The following is a 21762-nucleotide window of genomic DNA, read 5'->3' on the forward strand; positions in this document are numbered from 1 at the left end:
CGACGGTCGTCGTACTATGGCACTGATCGTGCCCCCGCCGTCCAGAGGAGTCGCCGTGGCCCGCCCCCGTGCCGTCGCTCGGATCATCGAGCATCCCGAGCCGGCGGAGGTGTCGCTTCAGCAGGTGCTGGAGGCGCTGGCGGATCCGGTGCGGCTTTCCGTGGTGTGCCAGATGGCCGCCGCCGACGAGGACAAGAGCTGCGGGACCTTCGAGGCGGCGGTGTCGACGTCGACGCTGACCCATCACTTCAACGTGCTCCGCGAGGCCGGTCTGGTCCGGCAGTACTACGTCGGCACGATGAAGCTGAACGCCCTGCGGGCGGAGGAGATGGAGGGGCGGTTCCCCGGCCTGCTGGCGTCGGTGGTGGCCGCCGATACTTCGACACGCGTCAAAGTTTGACACTCATCAAACCTTGGGGCAGTGTGGGCCGCGGCACCGAGCCGATTCGGTGCGTCCCCCCTGCCCTGAGGACGGTTCCGCGATGGCAAGGCTTGTGCAGTTCGACCAGTTCGGCGGCCCCGAGGTCCTGACCCTCCGCGAGGTGGAGGCCATCGCCCCACAGGCCGGCGAGGTACGGATCCGCGTCGACGCGATCGGCCTGAACCGGGCCGAGATCATGTTCCGCGAGGGCAGCTACTTCGACCACCCGACCTTCCCCTCCACCCTCGGCTACGAGGCCGCGGGCGTCGTAGACGCGGTCGGCGAGGGCGTCGACGGCCTCACCGAGGGCGACCCGGTCGCCGTCGTCCCCGCGTTCCTCCAGAGCCGGTACGGCACCTACGGCGACCACGTCGTCGTACCGGCCGCCGCGGTCGTTCCCCGCCCCGCGGACGTCGACCCGGTGTCGGCGGCGGCCGTGTGGATGGCGTACGTCACCGCCTACGGCCCCCTCGCCGAGTCCGGCCACGTGCAGCCCGGCGACCACGTCCTCCTCACCGCGGCCTCCAGCAGCGTCGGACAGGCCGCGATCCAGATCGCCCTGCGCATCGGCGCGATCCCGATCGCCACCACCCGGACCGCCGACAAGAAGCAGCGCCTGCTGGACGCCGGCGCGGCGCACGTCATCGTCACCGACGACGAGGACCTGCCGGCCCGCGTCAAGGAGATCACCGGCGGCGAGGGCGTCCGCCTGGCCTTCGACCCGGTCGCGGGCCCCGGCGTCGAGACCATCGCCCTGGCCGTGGCACCGGGCGGGCACCTGGTCGTCTACGGCACCCTGGACCGCCGCACGACCCCGCTCCCCAACGCGGCCTCGTACCCGGCACTGAGCACCAGCACGTACACCCTCTTCGAGATCACCCTGAACCCCGAACGCCTCCGCCGCGCGGTCGCGTTCGTCAACTCGGGCCTCGCCACGGGCGCCTTCACCCCGGTCGTGGACCGCACCTTCGACCTCACCGAGATCGCGGAGGCACACCGCTACATGGAGGCCTCGGGCCACGTGGGCAAGATCGTGGTGACGGTCGACCACGAGGCCGCGCGCTAGCGGACGACGGGTTCAGGGGGGCGGAGGAGCTCAGGGGGCGGAGGAGTTCAGGGGGCGGAGGAGTTCAGGGGGCGGAGGAGTTCAGGGGGCGGAGGAGTTGACCGGTTCACGGGTCCACCGGTCCACCGGTTCACGGGTTCACGGGTTCACCCAAGACGCCGGGTCCGCCGCCAACCCCCGTACCTCCTCCGGCAGTTCGTCGCCCGCGATGTCCGCCATCGTCACGCCTTCGAGGATCTTGCGGACGTTGGCGCGCAGGGCGATCCAGACCGGGAGGAGGGGTTCGGCGGTGCCGGTGTAGGTGAGGCCCGTGGGGCGTTCGCCGCGGACCGAGACGATCGGGCCGTCCACCGTGCGGATCACGTCCGCCAGCGTGATCTTCGCGGGGTCGCGCGCGAGCCGGTAGCCGCCGCCACCACCGCGCCGGCTCTCCACGATGCCGCCGCGCCGCAGGTCGCCGAGGATGCCCTCCAGGAACTTGTGCGGGATGTCCTGCTCGGCGGCGATCGCCTCCGCCTTCACCGGGTCGTCGCCGCCCGCCCGAACGGCGAGCTCCAGTACCGCCCGCACCGCGTAGTCCGCCCTTGCCGAGATCCTCATGGGTCCATTGTGGGGCCAGACCCGCCCCGGCCCGTGACTGGCCGGAATGGTCCGTCCCTCCGCGTCGTCCTCTTCGGCAGGCTGGACCGCGGCACGCGATCGTCCTGTCGCCGTAGAGGGAACACAGGGAGGGGTCCGTCATGCGAAGACGTTCGTTCATCGGAGGGGTCGTCGGAGTCGGGGCCGGCATCGGGCTGGGGGCCGCGGGCGGAAGCGCGGCGGCGGCCGGGCCGGACGAGGGCGAGCCGCCCGGCACGGTGGCGCCGAAGCCCGCCGGCCCGGCCCGCGACTGGCAGGCCGTGCCCGCGCCCGACGGCACCCCCGCCGCCCAGCTGATCGGCGTCGCGGCCGCCGGGGCCGACCTCGCCTGGGCCGTGGGGGAGGAAGGGCGGAACGGGAGTACAAGGGGAGTGCCGCTCGGCCTCGTGTGGGACGGGGGCTCCTGGAACCGGGTCGACCTCGGCCATCTGCCGTTCGCCGGCGGGTTCCTGCACTCCGTGGCCGTCACCTCCGCCGGGGTCGCGTACGCCGTCGGCACCTCGGGCGGCGACCGTCTGCTCCGCTGGGACGGCACCACCTGGCAGGAGATCGACTTCCCCGGCCGCGGTCAGACCAGCACCCGGCTCACCGGTATCGCCGCCGACTCCACCGGCGGCATCTGGCTCTCCGGCCGCGGCAGTGACGGATCCGTGCTGTTGTACGGCGACGGCAGCGGCAACCAGAGCGGCTGGCGGTGGATCCCCGCGCCGCCCAGCACGGTGTCCCTGAGCGAGTCCGGCGTCCGCGTCGGGCCCGGCGGGAACGTCTGGGTCTTCGCCGCCGAGTACGTCGGACGGTGGGACGGCGTCCAGTGGACCGAGCTGCCCGCCCCCGGCGGGATCCGGGCGAGCATCAACGATCTGCTGGCCGTCACCGACCAGGACATCTGGCTCGTCGGCCACGCCTACGGTGTCGGCGGCCCCCCGGGCAAACCCCCGGGCGTCACGCTCATGCACGGGGACGGCACGTCCTGGCAGTACGTCACCGCGCCCTTCAGCCCCGGCATGCTCACCGCGATCACCGCCGACGACCAGGGCGGGCCCGACCGCATCGCGGGCTGGGACTTCTGGGACCAGACCCGGGCGCACTACCTGCGCCGGGACGGTACGGCCTGGGTCAGTGAGCGGGGGCCGCTGTCCTCGACCCCCGTCCTGACCAGCTCCCTGGTCCGGGTGCCCGGAACGGCCGACGGCTACTGGGCCGTCGGCACCACCTCCTCGTACCCCTATCCGCCCGCCCAGATCCGTATCGAGCGCTGAGGCCGCCCGTCGACCGCGCCCGCCGTTTGCCGGAGCGAGTGCCGTTTGTGCAAGCTGGCGGGTGTGAGCGACGAGAAGAAGGACGTGCTCGACGGGGTCGGGCCCCGGCTCCGCACCCTGCGGCACCGGCGCGGTCTGACGCTCGCCGAGCTCGCCTCGCGGACCGGCATCAGCGAGAGCACCCTGTCCCGCCTGGAGGGCGGCAGCCGCAGACCGACGCTGGAACTGCTGCTGCCGCTCGCCGAGGTGCACCGCGTCCCGCTCGACGAACTCGTCGGCGCGCCCCGCACCGGCGATCCGCGGATCCACTTCAAGCCGGTCACCCGGCACGGCATGACCCACGTACCGCTGAGCCGGCCCGGCGGTATCTCGGCGCACAAACTGCTGATCCCGCCGCGGCCCGGCGTCGAGCCCGACCTGAAGACCCACGAGGGCTTCGAATGGGTCTACGTCCTCGCCGGCCGCCTGCGCCTGCTCCTCGGCGAGCAGAGCCTCGTCCTCACGGCGGGCGAGGCGGCCGAGTTCGACACCCTGGTGCCGCACTGGCTCGGGTCCGCCGACGAGCGGACCGTGGAGCTGCTGGTGCTGTTCGGACAGCAGGGGGAACGGGCCCATCTGCGGGCCCGGACCGGCTGATCCGGGGCGCCCCGCGCACCCGGCACCCCTCCCCAGCAGTGTGATCTCGTGCCAGAACTTTCGGATCATGTTCCGGAACTGTCCGATCATGTCCGCGACAGCGGCACTTTCCAGCCGACCCGATCGTGGGCGGTCGGCCAACGCTCGTCGGACGCGTGACGCGGACACTTCCACCCGCGTAACCTCGGACAAGCTGCCGAACGGCAGTGAGAAGGGGGTCCGATGAGCATCGCGGGCGCGCTCGCGCTGGATCCCGCCGCCTTCGTCGGCGACCTGTACGGCTCCTTCACCTGGGTCCCGACCGCCGTCCTCCTGGCCGCGCTGGCCATCAAGGCGCCGACGATCATCCGGCTCTGGAAGGACCCGCTGCTGCGTGCCGTCGGCGGTCTGCTGCTGCTCGCCTGCGCGGTCTTCGTGTTCGTCGCCCCCGCCACCATTGCCTGGGTCAACCGCGTCACCGGCGTCCCCAACATCTCGGCGCCGTGGGTGTACTCGCTGCTCACCGCGTTCTGCGGGGCCTGTCTGCTGCTGATCATCGCCTGGCGCAACGGTCTTGCCGACCGGTCGGCCCCGACCCGGCGCGCGCGGCGCTGGGTGATCAGCGTCTACTCCGGGGTGATCGTCGCCCTGTGGGTGCTGTTCGCGCTCGCCGACGCCCCCGTGGAGCGGGTGCGCGACCTGGACACCTACTACGCCAACACGCCGTTCATGCGCGAGATGACCCTGCTCTACCTCACCGCGCACTGTGTCGCCGTACTGATCACGTCCAAGCTGATCTGGAACTGGATCCGGACCGACGGCCTCGACGCCTGGCTGCGCTGGGGGCTGACCTCACTCGGTGCCGGATACGCGCTGAACCTCGCGTTCGACGCGTCCAAGTTCACCGCCGTCGCGGCCCGCTGGAGCGGTCACGACCTGGACTGGCTGAACACCGGCGTGGCCCCGCCGATCGCCTGTGTCTCCGCCATCCTGATCGCGGTCGGCTTCATCCTGCCGCACAGCGGCCAGTATCTGCACGGCCGCCGGCGGGTCCGGCTCGCCCACCGCGAACTGCGCCCGCTGTACCTGCTGATGCGGTCCGTGCACGGCTCCGGCGTACCGCTGGACCTGCGCGGCACACCCGAGCTGCGGCTGATCCGCCGCGAGACGTTCATCCGCGACGCCCTGCTGCCGCTGGCCCGGCACTTCGACGAGGACCGCTGGCGGCGCTCGTACGAGGCGGCCCGCGACCTCGGCCACGAACCCGCGAGCGCGAAGGCGCTGGCCCGTGCCGTGACGATCCAGGACGCCGTGGAGCGACGGCGGCGCTTCCCCGAGGCCGCCGGGTACGGCGAGCGGGACACGACGGACCTGCTCCTGGAGATCGGCGCCGTGTCCCGCGCACTGCGCCGCCCCGACCTCCTCGCGGCGTTACGGGCCCACGCCGCCACCAGAACCGCCGCCCCCGTACGGAGCGTGCCCGTCCATGAGTGACCCCACCGCTGTTGAGACGCCGAACGACCACACGACCCCGGGGAAGACACGTGCGTACGAAGAAGGAGATGCGCCGGCTCGCCGACGCCCTCATCGCCTCCCTGCGAGTCCCCGACCGGGCCGACCCCGAGGCCCTGTTCGCGGCGCTCGTCGCGGCCGTCAGTGAGTGGCGGGGACGCGAGGTCGTGCTGCACCGGGAGGTCTTCCCGCCGCACACCGCCAGCGGGCTCTGGCTGAACCGCGAGTCGCAGGACCACATCGTGGTCGACCAGCGGGCCGCCGTATGGCACCAGATCGTCATCTTCTGCCACGAGGTGTGGCACATGAGCCGTGAACCGCACTCCACCGCCACCGGTGACGCCCCCGCCGCGCTGCGTACCGACTTCTGCCTCGCCGACGAACAGGAGGCCGACCGGTTCGGCATGCTGATGGGGCAGCGGCTGCGCACCCTGCTGGAGACGCCCCCGGCGCCGCCCGCACCCGCCGGCGACACCGGTGACGACCCGGACGGACTGGCCGGCCGGATCGGCGCCGCGCTCAACTACCGCGGGAACCGCAGATGAGCGGCCTGGTCAACTACATCAGCTGCGGAATGCTCTGGCTCGGCCTGGCGGTCAAGGCCCCGGACCTGATCCGCCACCCGCACGACCCCTATCTGCGCGCGATCTGCGCGGTGCTCGGCCTGTCCGGCCTCTGCTTCCTCCTCGGCGCCCCGCCCACGGTCGGCGCCGTCAACGAGATCAGCGGCGTCCCCAACCTGGCCGCGCCCATGACGTACGCCGCCATCACCGCGTACAGCGCCGCCTCCCAGGTGCTCGTGGTGTGCTGGCGCGGCGGGCCGCGGGTGCACCGGATCTCCCGCCGCTGGATCATCGCGTACGCGTTCGTGGTGCTCGGCATCGCGGTGACGTTCGCCCTGGGCGACGCCCCGGTGGAGCGCCGCACCGACCTCGACACCTACTACGCGCGGACGCCGTACATCGCCCAGATGATCGTGCTGTACCTGGTCGGACACCTCACCGCCAGTTTCGTCACCAGCGTGTCGGCGCTGCGCTGGGCCCGCCAGGTGCACGGCTGGCTGCGCGCCGGACTGATCACCCTGGGCATGGGCACGCTGTGCGGGTCGGGCTACAGCCTGGCCAAGCTCTGTGCCGTGGTGGCCCGCTGGTTCGGGCGCGACTGGACCGTACTCGACACCAACGTCTCGCTGGCGGCCGCCGGCCTCGGCGCGTTCGCCACGTCCGCGGGTGTGCTGATGCCGCTGGCCGGGCCCGCGCTGACCCGCTGGCTGACGGCGTGGCGGACGTACAGCCGGCTCGCCCCGCTGGAGCGCGAACTCGACGACGTCCTCACCCGCCGGTCACTGCGGCTGGCCCGGCCCCGCTGGGCCTCCCCCACCACCCGGCTGATGTGGCGCCAGACCAGCATCCACAACGCGCTCAGCCACCTGGACGCCTACTTCGACCGGGTGCTGTACGACCGCACCCACGACGCCGAACTGCGAGCCACGGGCTCCCCCGAGCTGGCCGAGGCCACCGCGTGGGCCGCGGTCGTCGCGGCGGCCGTGCGCGAGGAACGCGACAGCGACCTGCCGCCGGCGGACACCGGGGACCGGCCGCCGGGCGAGATGCCGGGACCGGCCACCCTGGTGCTCATCGCCGCCGCCCTGACCGGCTCCCCGCTCGTCACGGCCGCCCGCCTCAGCAGCCGGGCGGCGACGAGGGGCAGCGCATGAGTCTCGTCGTGTACGTCGCGGCCGGGCTGCTGGCCGTCGCCGCCGCGGTCCTGTTCCGCCGGCCGCGCACCACCGTACGGAACCCGCTGACCGTCCCCACCTCCGTGGCGATCATGCTCAGCGCGTGTGTGTTCGTCTGCTCGGCGCCGCTGACCCTCGCCGCCGTGAACGAGCTCACCGGTGTCACCAACTTCGGCGCCCCGCTGACCTACGGGCTGCTCTCCGCGTACAGCTGCTCCCTGCTCATCCTGCTGATCCACTGGCGGGGCGGCCCCCCGGAGCGGATCCGGCGGATGGTCGTGGGCTGTGTCACCGCCTACGGGGCGCTGATCGTCGCCATCGTGGTGCTGTTCGTGCTGGCCGACTCGCACACCGAGCGGCTCACCGACATCGACACCTACTACGCGAACACGGCGTTCATGCGTGAGATGACCCTGCTCTACCTCCTCGGGCACACCGTCGCGACCGTGGCGATGTGTGTGCTGTGCCTGAAGTGGATGCGCGAGGTCGACGGGCTGCTCAGGACCGGGCTGCGGCTGATCATGGTGGGCGGGGCGCTGGACCTGCTGGGTTTCCAGCTGACCAAGTACACGGCCGTCGTGGCGCGTTGGGCGGGCGGCGACCTGGACTTCCTGTCCACGGCGGTGGCCCCGCCGATGGCCGCGCTCGCCGCGCTGCCGCTGTCGGCGGGCTTTGTGCTGCCGCGGCTGCTGCCGCCGGTCACCGCCCACTGGCGATGTCTGGGCGACTACCGCAGGCTCGGCCCGCTCTGGTCCCGGGTGCGGGGCTTCTCCACCGCGCCGAAGCCGCCCAGCGGCTGGTGGCAGTCGCCCCGCGAGCGGCTGCACTGGCGTGAAGTGAGCATCCACGACGCGCTGCTGGCCCTCGCCCCCTACTTCGACGACAAGGTGCGCGCGCAGGCCCGGGACGCCGCCGTGCACATCAGCCGCTCCGCGCACGAGGCCCGGGTGATCGCGGAGGCGGCCATGGTCGACGACGCCGCGCACCGGGCCGCCGCCCGGGAGCACCCCTTCGACCGGCCGAGCACGTACCGCCTCTACGCCACCGAGGTCTCCGACACCAGCGGGCTGGTGGAGCTGGCCCAGGCAGTGGGACGCTCGCCCGTCGTCGACGTCTCGCGCGAGGGTACGGTGAGGGCCTCTCATGGCTTGAACCATGGCTGATTCGAAGGAGTCCCATGTCGCGTAGAGCTGTCGTCATCGGTGCCGGGCTGGCCGGTCTGCTGGCCGCGGCGGCGTTGACCGACGCGGTGGACGAGGTACTGGTGCTGGAGCGCGACGAGTTGCCCGAGGGGCCGGAGCACCGCAGGGGACTGCCGCAGGGACGCCATGCCCATCTGCTGATGGCCGGGGGCATGGCCGCCATGGAGGAACTCGTGCCGGGCGCCCGGCTGCGCAAGGACCTGCTGGCCGCGGGCGCCCACGAGATATCCCTGGGCCGGGACATGCTCGCCCTCACCCCCGACGGCTGGTTCCGGCGCTGGCGGCACGAGGGTCCGCAGATGATCACCTGCACCCGCGCGCTGCTCGACTGGACCGTACGTCAGGCAGTCCTCGACAACACCGGGGTGGAGATCCGCACGGGCCAGGTGGTCGGGCTGCTGGGGAACGACCGGCGGGTGCGCGGCGTCCGGGTCACCGCGGACGGTGTGGACACCGACCTCGACGCGGACTTCGTCGTCGACGCGAGCGGGCGGGGGTCGCGGGTCCTCAAGTGGCTGGATTCGCTGGGGATCTCCGGCATCGAGGAGAAGACCGTCGACGCCGGTCTGGTCAACGCCACCCGGATCTACCGGATGCCGCCCGGTGCCGAAAGGTTCCCGCTGACGGTGCTCCAGGCCGACCCGTACGCGTCGCGGCCCGGCCGCAGCGGGATGGTGCTGCCGATCGAGGGGGACCGCTGGATGGTCAGCCTCGCCGGCACCCGCGGTGGTGAGCCGCCGGCCGACCCGGACGCCTTCCTCCGATACACCCTCGATCTGCCCGACCCGATCGTGGGCCGGCTGATCTCCGGGGCCGAGCCCCTGACCGAGGTGCGGATCGGGCGCAGTACGAGCAACGTACGGCGGCATGTGGAGAAGGCCCGGCAGTGGCCCGACGGCTTTGTCGTCCTCGGCGACGCGCTCGCCACGTTCAACCCGGCGTACGGGCAGGGCATGTCGGTGGCCGCGTTCGAGGCGCAGGTCCTCGCGGACGAGGTACGGCGCGGAGGGCCGGACGGGTCCGGTGTCGCGCGGCGGGTGCAGCGGGGGGTCGCCCGCTCGGTGGAGGCGGCGTGGACCGTCGCGGTCAGTCAGGACGTCTGGTACCCGGGGACGCGCAGTGGGCGGCCGAGTGTGGCGGAGCGGTTGACCACGGGGTATTCGCGGCGGCTGACGGGGGCGGCTACGGGGTCGTACGCTGCCGCGTCCGCGCTGTGGGACGTGACGAGTATGACTGCGGGGCCGGGGCGGTTGTTGCGACCGGGTGCGGTGCTCGCGGCGATCGCCGGGTCCCCACTCCGGCCTTTGACGGGCCCGCCACTCACCTCCGCGGAACGGAACATCCTCCGGGGACTGGACCGCACGGGGGTCGCGGGGGGCTGAGCTTCAGGGGCGCGGGCGCGAGGGGTTGAGCTTCAGGCGGGGGTTGCGCAGCCCGGCGCGACGGGGTGCCGCCGCGCCCACCCGTGCCGCCCCAGCGGCACGACTGCCCGCGGCTCGGCCGGGAGGTTTTGAGGGGCGGATCATCGCGCACCGAACGGCGGCTGGCGCAAGCCCTCGCCCGCTCCGCCGATCACCAGTACCGAGCCCGACAGCGGCTCTCGCGTTCTCGCCGTTGTGATGTAGAGGTCCCGGAGGGACGGGCCTCCGAACGCGCAGGACGTGGGTCTGGGGACCGGCAGCGGCAGCTCGCGGTCCAGCACGCCTCCCGGCGTGTAACGCCGTACCGCGCCCCCGTCCCACAGGGCGACCCACACGCACCCCTCCGCGTCGACCGCCAGCCCGTCCGGAAAGCCCGTGTCGATGTGCGCGAAGGGCCGCCGGCCGGTGACCCGGCCCCCGTCATGGTCGAAGACGTCGATCCGGCGGGTCGGGGAGTCGACGTAGTACACAAGACGGCCGTCGGGACTCCAGCCCGTGCCGTTGCTGACGGCGACGTCGTGAAGGACCGCCTCCACCGTCCCGTCCGCCGTGATCCGCGTCAGCGTGCCCCCACCCGGCGCCTCGTCGTAGCGCATCGTGCCCGCCCACAGTGACCCGTCGGGCCCCACCGCCGCGTCGTTGGCCCGGCGGCCCGGGACGGGTTCGTGGTGCAGCCAGTCGAGGGTGTTGTCGGGGGTCAGTACGGCCACCCCGTCACGGAGGTTGAGGACGAGGCCGCCCCCCGCCCAGGGTACGACCGCACCGACGTGCTGGTCCGTCGTACGGACCGTACGGCGGCCCGAGGACGGGTCGTACGTGTGGATCCGGGAGCCCAGGATGTCGACCCAGTACAGCAGCCCCGCGTCCGCGTCCCACGTCGGCCCCTCACCGAGCGTGGCCCGCGCCCGGACCGCCACCTCGAACGCCGCGGACCGCGTCACCGCACACCCCGGTGACCGAGCCGCCCCGACAGCTCGGCGGCGCCCTTCGCGGCGAGTTGTCCCAGCTCGGTCCGGCGCTCGTCGCTCCAGCGGATCATCGGTACGGAGATGGAGAGCGCGGCGACGACCTGTCCGGCCCGGTCGCGCACCGGCGCGGCGACGCAGGAGACGTCCGGGTTCGACTCCCGGCTCTCGACCGCGACACCGCCGGCGCGGATCTCCGCGAGCGCCTCCCGCAGGGCCGCCGGGTCGGTGATGCTGTTCGGCGTCATCGCGGTCAGCCCGGTGCCGTCGGGGATCCGGGCGAGCAGCTCGTCCTCCGGGAGCGAGGCGAGCAGCATCTTCCCCACGGACGTGCAGTGCGCGGGGAGCCGCCGGCCCGCCGCCGAGACCATCCGTACGGCGTGGGTGGAGTCGACCTTGGCGATGTAGATGACGTCGGTGCCCTCCAGGATCGCCACGTGCACGGTCTCGTCGCAGGTCTCGGCGACGGACCGGGCGACCTGCTGCCCCTCGGCGGCGAGGTCGAGCTGCTCGGCGTAGCGGCTGCCGAGCTGGTACGGCCGGACACCGAGCCGGTAGCGGCCGGGCTCGCCCGGCACCGGGACGAGGTAGGAGCGGGCGGCGAGGGTGGTGACCAGTTCGTGCACGGTGGTGCGCGGCAGCTGGAGCCTGCGCACGATGTCGGGGGCGGAGAGGGTGCCGTCCCCGTCGAGGAAGAGCTCCAGGATGTCGAGAGCCCGCGTCACGGCAGGTACGAGGCGTCCCACGTCCGGCCCCTCCCTTGTTCGAGATTTCAACACACGGTCGGAACTGCGAACACAGGCTACTCACCGTGTCTTTCAGCGGCAACGGCCCGCCCGGGGCCGGCGACCGGCCCCGCCGGGGACGCGCCGGACGCCCCTCAGCCGCGTACCGCCGCCTCCCCCACCCGGCCGCGCAACCGCTGTGCGCGCAGCACCAGTTCCAGTTCGAAGCGGCGGTCGGGGTCGTCGATCTCGTCGCCCCAGAGTTCGCGGATCTGCCGCAGGCGGTAGCGGACCGTCTGCGGGTGGACGCCGAGCCGGGCCGCCACCTCGGGTGCGCCGCCGCGGGTCTCCAGCCAGGCCAGCAGGGTCTCGGCGAGGCGGCGGCCGTGGGTGGGGCCGCAGTGGGCGAGCGGGGCGAGGCAGCGCAGGGCGAGGTCGTCGATGAGTTCCTCGGGCTGGAGCAGGACCAGCGCCTCGGTGTGCTCGGTGCAGAACAGCACCTCACCGGGCGGCAGCAGGCCCCGTTCCATCAGACGTACGGCGGCCTCGGCCCAGCGCAGCGACTTCGCCGCGTCGGGCAGCGGCACCGGCGGCCCGATCGCGCCCGACCAGCCGGTGAGGGCGCGTTGCAGCAGTTCGGGACGGCCGGCGGCGTCCGGCTCGGGCACCACCATCCGCGGCTGCTCGTACTCCATGTCGAGCAGCACACCCTGGGTGACGGCCGGCGCGACCGCCTCGCGCGCCGGGCGCAGCAGCACCCCGACGGCGACCTTCGACGGGAGGGTCCAGCCGACCCGCGCGGCCCGCTCGGTCAGCGCGTCGACCGGGTCGCCGCGGTGCCGTTCGGCGAGCAGCAGTTCCATCAGGCGGCGCTGGAGGCGCAGCCGTTCGCCGGCCTGGCGGGCGGCGGCCTCGGCGTAGCCGCGTACGGACTGGTCGACGAGGCCGTCGAGGTAGACGTATCCCGCGTCGACGAGTTCGTACATCGCCGGTGGCGGGATCTCGACGCGCTGGCCGATGTCGGCGAAGCGGCGCCAGGCGAGCCGTACGCCCATCCGGTAGATGGCCTGAAGTGAGTCCAGGCTGCGGCCGTTGAGACCCTCGCCGCGGCCGAAGTCGTGGAAGAGTCCGGGCGGTACGGTGGGGCGGCCCTCGGACTTCTCCAGGTGCTGGACGAAGACCTCGATGGCACGGCGGATGCCGACCAGGGCCATCGGCTCGCCGTTCTCGTCCATGACGACGGGCAGTTGGGGGTACTCTCGGCGGATCTCCTGGAGGATCTCCTCGGCGAGGTCGTTGGCCTCGGCCATGGCGATCGAGGCGAACCTGCGCACCTGGAAGCGCGGTACGTCGTGCCAGGCGGAGTGCGAGGTGAGGGTCGGGGCCGGGCGCGAGGACACGGCTCAACTCCCCTGACCGGCTTGCTCGTACGTGATGAGCGGGGTGTTCGGTTGGTCGGGCGTGGCTTCGAGCAGCGCGACAACGCCGAAGGCGGCGCCGACGGCCAGCGCGGCGGCGGCCACGACGGTCAGCGTCGCGGCGAGCAATCTGGACATCGCAGGGTCAGCCTCTCTGTTCTGGAGGTCGTCCCCACCCCTGCTTGTTTGGGCAAGTGTTGATGCGTGTGCTGATGTCGTCAAGGGGCAGTACCTCACAACGCTCATGAAGTGACGTGACGTCAGCCCCAAGAGGCAGCAAAATTGTCACTCCGGTGAGTAGCCGTGACGAACGCGTGGGCGAAAACTGTCCACCCCCACCCCGCACAGTCCGTCCACAACCGATCACCAGGGCGTACACCCTCCCCCACGAGGCGTACCTCCTCCGGAGAACAGTGCCATCGCTGTCTGCCCTTCCCCCCACATCGAGTTCCGCACCCTGAGACGAGTTGGAGCACCGATGCCCCAGCACGTGCCGTCCTCGCTGCGCGCCGCGCTCCCCCGGCCGCAGCACCCCCCGGCGCCTGTCCCGGTTCCGCGCCGAATCGTTTTCCTCGCCCATCGTGACCTCGGCAATCCGGCCGCCGGCGGCTCCGAGCTGCTGGTCGACCGGCTCGCCGACGGGCTGACCCGCATGGGGCACCAGGTGACCCTGCTGTGCGGCGGCCCCGCCGCGTTCCGGGACTACCGCGTGGTCTCGGCGGGCGGCGCCTACGGCCACTATCTGCGCGCCCGTACCACCTTCGCCCGGCAGATCGGGGAGACCGACCTGCTGGTCGAGGTGTGCAACGGCATGCCCTACCTCGCGCCACTGTGGCACCGCGGGCCCACCTTGTGCCTGGTCAACCATGTCCACAGCGATCTGTGGCGGATGCGTTTCGGCGGGCCGCTGGCGCCCGCCGCGCGGATCGGCCGCCGGCTCGAACAGTGGGCGCTGACGGGGGCGCGGCAGCAGAGCCTGATGGTCGCGGTCTCGCCGTCCACCGCGCAGGCGCTGCGCGGGCTCGGGGTGGAACGCGACCGGATCCGGGTGGTGCACAACGGGGTGGAGGAACCGGGACCGCGGACCGAACGCTCGCCGGAACCGCTGTTCGTGGCGGTGGGCCGGCTCGTCGAGTACAAGCGGATCGATCTGCTGCTGCGGCTCTGGGAGCGGGTGCGGCCGGTCACCGGCGGCAAGCTGCTCATCATGGGCGACGGGCCCGAACGCGAACGCCTTGAGCGGCTCGCCGGGCCGGACGTCGTCTTCACCGGCCATGTCTCCGAGGCGGAGAAGCACCGGCTGCTGTGCGCGTCGTGGCTGCTGCTGCATCCGTCGGCGGTGGAGGGCTGGGGTCTGGTCGTCACCGAGGCCGCGGCCCGTGAGACGCCGACGATCGCCTTCGACGTACCCGGGCTGCGGGATTCCGTCGTCGACGGAGAGACGGGGATTCTGGCGCGGGGGGAGTCGTCGTTCGCGGCTGCCTGGTGTGCGCTTGCCCTGGCCGGGCGGCGGCGGGAGCTGATGGGGAAGGCGGCGCGGGAGCATGCGGCGGGGTTTCGGTGGGAGGGGACTGTTCGACGGTTTCGGGCGGTTGCGGGTGAGGCGTATCGGCTGGGAGCGCGGGGTTATGCGCCGGGGCGCTGAGGGTGGATCCCGAGTGCGGGTGCGTCGTGGCTTGTCGCGCAGTTCCCCGCGCCCCTTCCACGGCGATACGCCGCGCGCAGGTTCCAACGAGCCGTCTCCCACTCGCCCCAAGGACCCCTCCTTCGCTCGCTCCCTTGCTCTGTTCCGGGCGTTTCTTCGTGAGCAGGATGATCCCGACGGCTGTTACTCGCTGCTCGCCCGGGACGCCGCCGATCAGGTCGAGGCCTATGACGGGTCCGTCGCCGGGCGGGTTGTTGTTGATGTCGGTGGGGGGAGTGGGCACTTCACCGAGGAGTTCCGGCGGCGGGGGGCCGACGCCTATCTCTTCGAGCCCGACGTACGGGAGTTGGGGGCGAAGCCCGTCGAGGGGACCGTCGTCGCCGACGGGTATCTGCTGCCGCTCGCCGACGGCGTCGCCGACGTCACCTTCACGTCCAACGTGCTGGAGCACGTGGCCGATCCCCAGACGTTTCTCAGCGAGCTGGCCCGGGTGACCCGGCCCGGCGGGCTGATCTATGTGTCGTTCACCAACTGGCTCTCTCCTTGGGGCGGTCACGAGTGGGCGCCCTGGCACTACCTCGGCGCCGAGCGGGCCCGCGCCCGCCACGAGCGCCGTACCGGAAAACCTGCGAAACACACCCTCGGCGAGAACCTGTTCGCCGTGCACATCGGCACCACCCTGCGGCAGGTGCGGGCCCGCGACGACGTCTCGGTCGTCGCGGCGCGCTCCCGCTACTGGCCCTTCCTCACGGAGACGATCGTCAAGATCCCCGGCCTCCGTGAGTTCGCGACCTGGAATCTCCTCCTCATCCTCCGGCGGTGTCCCTAATGACGACCACGGTCCAGGCCCCTCCTCCGGCGGCCATCCCCACCACCGCGACCTCCGCGGGTCCCCCTGAGGGCCCGCGGTCGCGGCGCTGGCTGCTGGGGTTCTGGGCCGTGGTGCTCGTGTTGTTCGTGGCGGTCCAACCGGGCCGGCAGACCTTCGACACCAAGCTCGGCGTGACCGTCGACCCGGGTCAGTTCATCGCCGACCTGGGGCAGTTGTGGCACGACCGGGCCGGGTTCGGCGGGATCCAGGACCAGTACGTCGGCTATCTGTGGCCGATGCTGCCGTTCCACTGGCTGGCCCAGGCGGTGAATCTGCCGGTCTGGCTGGCCGAGCGGCTCTGGCTGTCGCTCGTGGTCTCGGCCGCCTTCTGGGGCGCGCTGCGCCTGGCCGAACGCCTCAGCATCGGCAACAGCACGTCCCGGCTGCTGGGCGCGGTGACCTACGCGCTGTGGCCGGTGTTCACGGTCGTCGTCGGCTCCACCTCGGCCGCCGCGCTGCCCGGCGCGGTCCTGCCGTGGGTGCTGCTGCCGCTGGCCGACGAGCGGTACAGCGCGCGGGTCGCGGCACTGCGCTCGGCGCTGATCGTGCCGTTCATGGGCGGTGTCAACGCGGCCTCCACACTCGCCTCGCTGCTGCCGGTCGGGCTCTATCTGCTGTCCCGTCCGCCGGGGCCGCGGCAGCGCAAGCTGATCGCCTGGTGGCTGCCCGGCATGATCGTGGCGACCGCCTGGTGGTGGATCCCGCTGCTGCTGCTCGGTGTGTACGGCGAGAACTTCCTTCCGTACGTGGAGAGTTCGCAGACCACGACCGAGACGATGGCGGCGACCGAGGCGCTGCGCGGCGGCGGCAACTGGGTGGCGTATCTGCACTTCGGCGAGGCGTGGCTGCCGGCCGGCTGGGCGGTGGCCTCGGCGGTCGTGGTGATCGTCTGCTCGGCGCTCGCGGCGGGCCTCGGCCTCGCCGGGCTCGCGCGCCGGGACATGCCGGAGCGGCGCTGGCTGGTGCTGACCGTGCTGGTGTGCGCGCTGGTGCTGCTCGCCGGGTACGGCGGCACGTTCGGCGGGCCCTTCCACGGTCTGGTGCAGGACTGGCTGGACGGCTGGCTCGCGCCGTTCCGCAACATCTACAAGTTCCAGACCGGCGTGGCGCTCGCCCTCGTGCTGGGGCTCGCGCATCTGGTGTCCGTGGCGGCCGAGCCACGCGGGGCGCGCCAGGTGCGGGGCCGCCGGTTCGCGCCGCTGATCGCGGCGGTGCTGGTGCTGCCGGGGCTGCTGTGGCCGTACCTCAACGGGTCGATCCTGAACCCGGGTTCGTTCCAGGAGGTCCCCAAGTACTGGCAGTCCACGGCCGACTGGCTGGAGGAGTACTCGCCGGACTCGCGTGCCCTCGTCGTCCCGGCGACCGCGCACGGCGTGTACACGTGGGGCTCGACCATCGACCAGCCGCTCGACGTGCTCGCCGAGTCGCGCTGGGCGCAACGCGACTACGTGCCGTTCGGCACGGCCGGCAACCGGCGCGCGATGGACGCGGTCGAGCAGGCGCTCCAGACGGGTGTGGAGGTGCCGGGCCTCGCGGACTATCTGAGCCGCGCCGGTGTCTTCTACGTCGTGGTCCGCAACGACCTCGACCCGGACCAGGTCGGCTACACCCCGACCACCACCGTCAAGCGCTCCCTCGAACAGTCCGGCTACGAGCGGGTGACGGGCCTCGGCCCCCTCATGACCGGCGGGAAGATAGCCGAGGACACCCCGCTCGCGGTCGAGGGCCTGTACCCGCGGCAGCGGGCCGTGGAGATCTACCGGCCCACCGACGAGAACGTGCCGCGGCCCGGTCAGGCCACCGTGACACCGGCCGCCGACGCGGCCGTGGTCTCCGGCGGGCCCGAGGCGCTGCTGCCGCTCGCGACCGACCTGCGCGGCCGGTCCAGTGTGCTCACCGGCGACAACCATCCCGGCCTCGGCTCACCGTCGTTGCAGGTCAGCGGTGACGGGCTGCGGCGCGCAGACACCCGGTTCGGCCTGGTCAACGCCAACACGTCGTACACGTACACCCGCGACGAACGCAACGCGCCGGACGCCAGTCAGGACGCGGGCGACGAGCCGCACCAGATCCTGCCGACGGACGGCATCGAGCATCAGACGGTGGCCGAGCTGCGCGGCGCGGAGTCGGTGACGGCGTCCTCGTACGGCAGCTGGTTCTTCCATCTGCCGCAGTTCGACCCGGTCAACGCGTTCGACGGCAACCCGGACACCGCGTGGACGGAGGGCTCGGCGGAAACGCCGGACGGCGAGTGGCTGCGGATCGGCTTCACGGACGAGTACGACATGCCGTCGTCGTTCCGGGTGACACCGCTGCCGCAGGAGAGTGTGCGGTCGGCGCCGACGCGGGTGCGGGTGGAGACCGAGCGCGGTTCGGTGACCAGTTTCCTCCAGCCGAACGGTGCCACCCAGCGGGTCAAGGCGCCCGAGGGCGCGACGAGTTGGATGCGGCTGACGATCCTCGACTCGGTGGAGCGCCGGCCGGGGCTGCTCGGCACCGGCTTCTCCGAGATCGATCTGCCGGACGTCACGGTGACCCGCATGCTGAACCTGCCGGAGGACTCGGCGGACAGTGACGCGGCGAACGAGATCGTCTCCCTGCACCGGTCCGCCGACCCGGCCGGTATGTCCCCGACGGGTGCGGAGGCGGGCCTGCACCGCTCCTTCTCGACGGGCACGGACGGGTCCTACGAGGTCAAGGCGAGCGCGGTCGCGGTGCCCGGCGAGGAACTCGACCGGCTGCTCTACGAGATCGCGCCCGACCAGCAGAACCGGATCACCGCCACCGCCGACACCACCGCGAAGCTCGGCGTCGGCCTGTCCGCCCGCAACCTCACGGACGGCGATCTGACCACCGCGTGGATCGCCGGCGACAACCCGACCATCCATCTGAGCTGGGACGGCAAGCAGCCCGTGACCGAGCTGGTGCTGCCCGGCGCCGGCGGTCTCACCACCCGGCCCACCGAGGTCAGCATCAGCTCGCCGGACGGCGCGGCGGTCGCGGCCGTCGACGAGAACGGCTGGGCCCGCTTCCCGGCGATCACCACGGACCGTCTGGACATCACCATCACCCAGACCGCGCCGGTCACCCTCTACAACCCGCTCGTCGACGAGGACCTGCAACTTCCCGTCGGCCTGACCGAGGCCTACATCCCGGCACTGGACAGCTACCGCACCCCGCAGCCGGACGCCGACCGCACCTTCTCGCTGCCGTGCGGCTCCGGCCCGGACGTGGCGGTGGACGGCGACCTGTTCGAGACGAGCGCGCAGGGCCTGGTGCGGGACCTCACCGAGCGCCGCCGGGTGGACCTCACCCTGTGCGGCATCGACGACAACCGTGTGGACCTGTCGGCCGGCAACCACCGCGTCGAGGCGGGCGACGCCGGTCCGCTGGTCCTCACCGACGTCACCCTCACCCGCGGCACGGTCGATCCCCCCGTCGCCACCAACCGCGACCTGGAGATCCGGGACTGGCTGGGCGACCAGCGCGAACTCTCCGTCGGCTCCGGCGCCGCCTCGTACGTCTCGACGTACGAGAACTTCAACGACGGCTGGAAGGCCACGCTGAACGGCCGTGAACTCACCCCGGTCCGTCTCGACGGCTGGCAGCAGGGCTGGCTGATCCCGGCGGGCGAGGGCGGCACGGTCAAGCTGTCCTACGAGCCCTCCTCGACGTACGAGGCCGGGCTGATCGGCAGCGGGGCGGGGCTCGCGGTCCTGGTGGGCCTCGTGGTGTGGCGCCGGCGCGAGCCCAACCCGGACCAGGCACAGCCGGTACCGCCGCTGCCCGGCTTCTGGCTCGGCGCGGTGGCGCTGACGCTGGTCGGTGTGGTCGTCGCGGGCTGGTTCGCCCTGCTGGTCCCGGTGCTGGCCCTGCTGGCGCACCGGCGGCACGAGTTCCTCGTACCGATCGCGTTCGGGTCCCTGGCGGTCGCGGGCATCGTGGCGGCGACGGGCGCGGGCGGGCCGGTCGCCGACGGCGACGGCGCGTTCGGGCCGGTGGCCCAACTCCTGGCCCTGATCGGCCTGTTCGCGGCACTGGTGAGCGTGCGGGTGCGGACCGGCGACGCCGACGAGGCACCGACGGCGCAACTGCCACCGGTGTCGGGCCCGACCGTCACGGCCCGCGCGCCCGGGAAGGAGCGCCCATGACGACCGTGCCCTTCCCGGTGGTGGACGAGATCGCCCGCCACTGCCTCCAGGAGGAGGAACCGGAGACGGTCCACATCGAGGTCCACCTCCCGGGCCCGCTGGACCCGCCCCGCCTGCGCAAGGCCTTCACGGAGGCCCTGAACCGCCACCCCCGCATCCTCGTGCGGGAGGCGGCGGGCCGCTGGTACCGCCGCCGCTACGAGTGGGAACTGACGGACCAGCCGGACGTGGAGGTGGTGACGTTCGGGGAAGACGGCCCGAACACACTGCGGGACGCGAGAACCAGCGCACTGGCAGAGGCCCCACCCCTGTCACTGTCACCCCCCATAAGACTCCACGCCGTACCCACAGCCGCAGCCGTAACCGCAGACGCAGACGCAGCTGCGGGCAGTCGTGCCGCTGGGGCGGCACGGGTGGGCGCAGCGGCACCCGACCAGCGCCGGGATGCGCCCCCCACCCCCGCACCACAGGGAACGGTCCTGTTCCTCACCATCAACCACACCGCCCTCGACGGCCCCGCCTGCCTGAGAATCCTGGCAACGGCGGCGGAGCTGTACGGCGGAACCGACAACGCCCCCACCGCACCCCCCACCCGCCCGGCCCCGGACACCCCCACCCCCACCCCCGAAACCCCTTCCAACTGGTCCCGCCCCGCGAGAGTCGCCCCCGGCACCCCCACCCCGGGCAACGGCAACGGCATGCTCGTGGCCGAACTCCCCCTCCCCCACCGCCCCAAGGGCTCCCCGTACACGGTCAACGACCAGCTCATGGTCACCACGGCCCTCACCCTCGCCCACTGGAACCGCGAACACGGCGCCCCTCCCCGCCCCCTGCGCATCACGATGCCGGTGGACGACCGCCCGCGAGACCTGAGCATGCCGATCGGCAACGGCACCCGCCTGGTCGAAGTCCCCTTCTCTCCGCAGGAGTTGACGGACCCCGACCTGCCGGACCTGCTGCGCCGCACGGCAACCCGTACGCGCGCCCTCAAGTCCCTCCCCCGCCCCCAACTGGGCCACGGCGCCACCCTCCTCACCGCCCCGGTCGTCCCGGTCGCCTGGCGCGCCGCGCTCACCCGCGGCCTGCGCAGGGCCGCCGCGCCCTGGACGTCGACGACCCTCCTGAGCAACATCGGGCGGATCCCGTACCCCCTCGACTTCGGCGCGGAGGCGGGCCGCGCGCACGCGGTCTGGTTCTCCGCGCCCGCCCGTATGCCGCGTGGCCTCACGGTCACCACGGCGTCCACCGCGGGCCGGCTCCATCTGGCCCTGCGCTGGTCCCGCGCCCTGCTGAGCGACGACGACGGCGCCCGGCTGCGGGACCTCTTCGAGCACCATCTGCACACGACGGAGGCCGGCCCATGACAGCAACCGGCACCACCACCGCGCACACACCACCCGCCGAACTCCGCGACTTCTACGAGAACCCCGCCGTCCCCGTCGCCTCCGGCACCCCCCGCTCGCTCCGCCAGGCCCGCATGCTCGCGCACGCCCTCACCGGCACCGAGCAGCAGACGATCGTCGACATCGGCTGCGGCGACGGCACCGCGGCGGCCACCGCCGCACCCCTGCTGCGGGGCCACCGGATCGTCGGCGTCGACTGGTCCCAGGACGCGCTCGTCAGGGCCCGCACCCGGATGCCGTACGCGATCCGCGGTGAACTCACCGGCGGCGGGCTGCCGTTGCGCACCGGTGCCGCCGACGCCGTGCTGTTCAGCGAGGTGATCGAGCATCTGGTCGACCCGGACGCCGCGCTGGACGAGATCCGCCGGGTGCTGCGGCCCGGCGGCCATCTCATGCTCTCCACCCCGAACCTGGCCGCCTGGTACAACCGCGCCCTGCTCCTCGCCGGTGTGCAGCCCGTGTTCTCGGAGGTCAGTCTGCGCGGGATCCACGGCCGGCCCGGCACGGAGGTGGTGGGTCATCTGCGGCTCTACACGGCCCGCGCGCTGCGGGAGTTCGTCGCGGCGTCCGGCTTCGACGTCGTACGGCTGGCGGGGGCGCCCTTCCACGGCGTGCCGCGGCCGCTGCGTCCGCTGGACCGGGTGGCGTGTGCCCGGCCCTCCCTCGCCTCCATTCTGCTGTTGCACGCACGCCGGAACTGAGGGGCCGCGC

Annotated in this window: 19 protein-coding genes; 14 read left to right on the forward strand and 5 right to left on the reverse strand. The window is 72.6% G+C overall.

Annotated elements, in window-relative coordinates:
• The first annotated feature begins 55 nt into the window (after positions 1-55).
• Positions 56-400 carry an ArsR/SmtB family transcription factor gene (locus tag ACIQAC_RS03600; RefSeq protein ID WP_402186566.1) on the forward strand — a complete coding sequence of 115 codons (345 nt, stop codon included), beginning with the start codon at positions 56-58 and terminating at the stop codon, positions 398-400.
• A gap of 82 nt (positions 401-482) precedes the next feature.
• Positions 483-1487, forward strand: coding sequence for a zinc-dependent alcohol dehydrogenase family protein (locus ACIQAC_RS03605; RefSeq protein ID WP_402186568.1), 1005 nt, complete (start codon positions 483-485; stop codon positions 1485-1487).
• Between the two features lie 138 nt (positions 1488-1625).
• On the opposite strand, the gene ACIQAC_RS03610 is transcribed toward ACIQAC_RS03605, so the two are convergent.
• The gene (locus ACIQAC_RS03610; protein WP_402186570.1) at positions 1626-2087 is read right to left on the reverse strand and encodes an RrF2 family transcriptional regulator; all 462 of its coding nucleotides are present in this window, start codon (positions 2085-2087) and stop codon (positions 1626-1628) included.
• A 140-nt stretch (positions 2088-2227) separates the two neighbouring features.
• On the opposite strand from ACIQAC_RS03610, the gene ACIQAC_RS03615 reads away from it, so the two are divergent.
• The 7 genes from ACIQAC_RS03615 (at position 2228) to ACIQAC_RS03645 (ending at position 9834) form a co-directional block, all read left to right on the forward strand.
• Positions 2228-3385, forward strand: coding sequence for a hypothetical protein (locus ACIQAC_RS03615; RefSeq protein WP_402186572.1), 1158 nt, complete (start codon positions 2228-2230; stop codon positions 3383-3385).
• Between the two features lie 63 nt (positions 3386-3448).
• Positions 3449-4021, forward strand: coding sequence for a helix-turn-helix domain-containing protein (locus ACIQAC_RS03620; RefSeq protein ID WP_402186574.1), 573 nt, complete (start codon positions 3449-3451; stop codon positions 4019-4021).
• A 222-nt stretch (positions 4022-4243) separates the two neighbouring features.
• Entirely contained in the window at positions 4244-5494 is a 1251-nt protein-coding gene (locus ACIQAC_RS03625) for an MAB_1171c family putative transporter (RefSeq protein WP_402186575.1), read from the forward strand.
• Between the two features lie 50 nt (positions 5495-5544).
• The gene (locus ACIQAC_RS03630) at positions 5545-6057 is read left to right on the forward strand and encodes a toxin (RefSeq protein WP_402186577.1); all 513 of its coding nucleotides are present in this window, start codon (positions 5545-5547) and stop codon (positions 6055-6057) included.
• Entirely contained in the window at positions 6054-7229 is a 1176-nt protein-coding gene (locus ACIQAC_RS03635; RefSeq protein WP_402186579.1) for an MAB_1171c family putative transporter, read from the forward strand. Before ACIQAC_RS03630 ends, ACIQAC_RS03635 begins: the two co-directional genes overlap by 4 nt.
• Positions 7226-8413 (forward strand): MAB_1171c family putative transporter, encoded by a 1188-nt coding sequence (locus ACIQAC_RS03640; RefSeq protein WP_402186581.1) that lies wholly within the window; start codon positions 7226-7228, stop codon positions 8411-8413. The genes ACIQAC_RS03635 and ACIQAC_RS03640 overlap by 4 nt, the downstream gene beginning before the upstream one ends.
• A 14-nt stretch (positions 8414-8427) precedes the next feature.
• Positions 8428-9834 carry an NAD(P)/FAD-dependent oxidoreductase gene (locus ACIQAC_RS03645; protein WP_402186583.1) on the forward strand — a complete coding sequence of 469 codons (1407 nt, stop codon included), beginning with the start codon at positions 8428-8430 and terminating at the stop codon, positions 9832-9834.
• Positions 9835-9974: 140 nt separating this feature from the next.
• Here the strand turns inward: ACIQAC_RS03645 and ACIQAC_RS03650 are convergent, their stop codons facing one another.
• The 4 genes from ACIQAC_RS03650 to ACIQAC_RS03665 all read right to left on the reverse strand — a co-directional run bounded on the left by ACIQAC_RS03650 (position 9975) and on the right by ACIQAC_RS03665 (position 13119).
• Positions 9975-10814, reverse strand: coding sequence for an SMP-30/gluconolactonase/LRE family protein (locus tag ACIQAC_RS03650; RefSeq protein ID WP_402186585.1), 840 nt, complete (start codon positions 10812-10814; stop codon positions 9975-9977).
• On the reverse strand, positions 10811-11584 hold the full coding sequence (locus tag ACIQAC_RS03655) for an IclR family transcriptional regulator (RefSeq protein ID WP_402186587.1): 774 nt from the start codon (positions 11582-11584) through the stop codon (positions 10811-10813). Before ACIQAC_RS03655 ends, ACIQAC_RS03650 begins: the two co-directional genes overlap by 4 nt.
• Before the next feature lie 134 nt (positions 11585-11718).
• Positions 11719-12963, reverse strand: coding sequence for a helix-turn-helix domain-containing protein (locus ACIQAC_RS03660; protein ID WP_402186589.1), 1245 nt, complete (start codon positions 12961-12963; stop codon positions 11719-11721).
• Positions 12964-12966: 3 nt separating this feature from the next.
• On the reverse strand, positions 12967-13119 hold the full coding sequence (locus tag ACIQAC_RS03665; protein ID WP_402186591.1) for a hypothetical protein: 153 nt from the start codon (positions 13117-13119) through the stop codon (positions 12967-12969).
• Between the two features lie 340 nt (positions 13120-13459).
• Here ACIQAC_RS03665 and ACIQAC_RS03670 point away from each other — a divergent pair, with 340 nt between their 5' ends.
• Genes ACIQAC_RS03670 through ACIQAC_RS03690 form a run of 5 tightly spaced genes read left to right on the forward strand, consistent with a single transcriptional unit; the run spans position 13460 to position 21752 of the window.
• Positions 13460-14626 (forward strand): glycosyltransferase family 4 protein, encoded by a 1167-nt coding sequence (locus ACIQAC_RS03670; RefSeq protein WP_402186593.1) that lies wholly within the window; start codon positions 13460-13462, stop codon positions 14624-14626.
• Positions 14610-15455, forward strand: a complete 846-nt coding sequence (locus tag ACIQAC_RS03675) for a class I SAM-dependent methyltransferase (protein WP_402186595.1) — start codon at positions 14610-14612, stop codon at positions 15453-15455. The genes ACIQAC_RS03670 and ACIQAC_RS03675 overlap by 17 nt, the downstream gene beginning before the upstream one ends.
• The gene (locus ACIQAC_RS03680) at positions 15455-19648 is read left to right on the forward strand and encodes an alpha-(1->3)-arabinofuranosyltransferase family protein (RefSeq protein WP_402186596.1); all 4194 of its coding nucleotides are present in this window, start codon (positions 15455-15457) and stop codon (positions 19646-19648) included. Before ACIQAC_RS03675 ends, ACIQAC_RS03680 begins: the two co-directional genes overlap by 1 nt.
• Positions 19645-21012, forward strand: coding sequence for a condensation protein (locus ACIQAC_RS03685; protein ID WP_402186598.1), 1368 nt, complete (start codon positions 19645-19647; stop codon positions 21010-21012). The genes ACIQAC_RS03680 and ACIQAC_RS03685 overlap by 4 nt, the downstream gene beginning before the upstream one ends.
• Positions 21009-21752: a methyltransferase domain-containing protein gene (locus tag ACIQAC_RS03690; protein ID WP_402186599.1), complete on the forward strand. Its 744-nt coding sequence runs from the start codon at positions 21009-21011 to the stop codon at positions 21750-21752. Before ACIQAC_RS03685 ends, ACIQAC_RS03690 begins: the two co-directional genes overlap by 4 nt.
• The last annotated feature ends 10 nt before the right edge of the window (positions 21753-21762 follow it).

The organism is Streptomyces sp. NPDC088387 (genome assembly GCF_044753385.1).
Classification (GTDB): Bacteria; Actinomycetota; Actinomycetes; order Streptomycetales; family Streptomycetaceae; genus Streptomyces.

Coding starts and splice junctions, on each gene's coding strand:
- ACIQAC_RS03605 (WP_402186568.1), top strand. CDS start 483: ATGGCAAGGCTTGTGCAGTTCGACCAGTTCGGCGGCCCCGAGGTCCTG.
- ACIQAC_RS03610 (WP_402186570.1), bottom strand. CDS start 2,087: ATGAGGATCTCGGCAAGGGCGGACTACGCGGTGCGGGCGGTACTGGAG.
- ACIQAC_RS03615 (WP_402186572.1), top strand. CDS start 2,228: ATGCGAAGACGTTCGTTCATCGGAGGGGTCGTCGGAGTCGGGGCCGGC.
- ACIQAC_RS03625 (WP_402186575.1), top strand. CDS start 4,244: ATGAGCATCGCGGGCGCGCTCGCGCTGGATCCCGCCGCCTTCGTCGGC.
- ACIQAC_RS03635 (WP_402186579.1), top strand. CDS start 6,054: ATGAGCGGCCTGGTCAACTACATCAGCTGCGGAATGCTCTGGCTCGGC.
- ACIQAC_RS03640 (WP_402186581.1), top strand. CDS start 7,226: ATGAGTCTCGTCGTGTACGTCGCGGCCGGGCTGCTGGCCGTCGCCGCC.
- ACIQAC_RS03645 (WP_402186583.1), top strand. CDS start 8,428: ATGTCGCGTAGAGCTGTCGTCATCGGTGCCGGGCTGGCCGGTCTGCTG.
- ACIQAC_RS03665 (WP_402186591.1), bottom strand. CDS start 13,119: ATGTCCAGATTGCTCGCCGCGACGCTGACCGTCGTGGCCGCCGCCGCG.
- ACIQAC_RS03670 (WP_402186593.1), top strand. CDS start 13,460: ATGCCCCAGCACGTGCCGTCCTCGCTGCGCGCCGCGCTCCCCCGGCCG.
- ACIQAC_RS03675 (WP_402186595.1), top strand. CDS start 14,610: ATGCGCCGGGGCGCTGAGGGTGGATCCCGAGTGCGGGTGCGTCGTGGC.
- ACIQAC_RS03680 (WP_402186596.1), top strand. CDS start 15,455: ATGACGACCACGGTCCAGGCCCCTCCTCCGGCGGCCATCCCCACCACC.
- ACIQAC_RS03685 (WP_402186598.1), top strand. CDS start 19,645: ATGACGACCGTGCCCTTCCCGGTGGTGGACGAGATCGCCCGCCACTGC.
- ACIQAC_RS03690 (WP_402186599.1), top strand. CDS start 21,009: ATGACAGCAACCGGCACCACCACCGCGCACACACCACCCGCCGAACTC.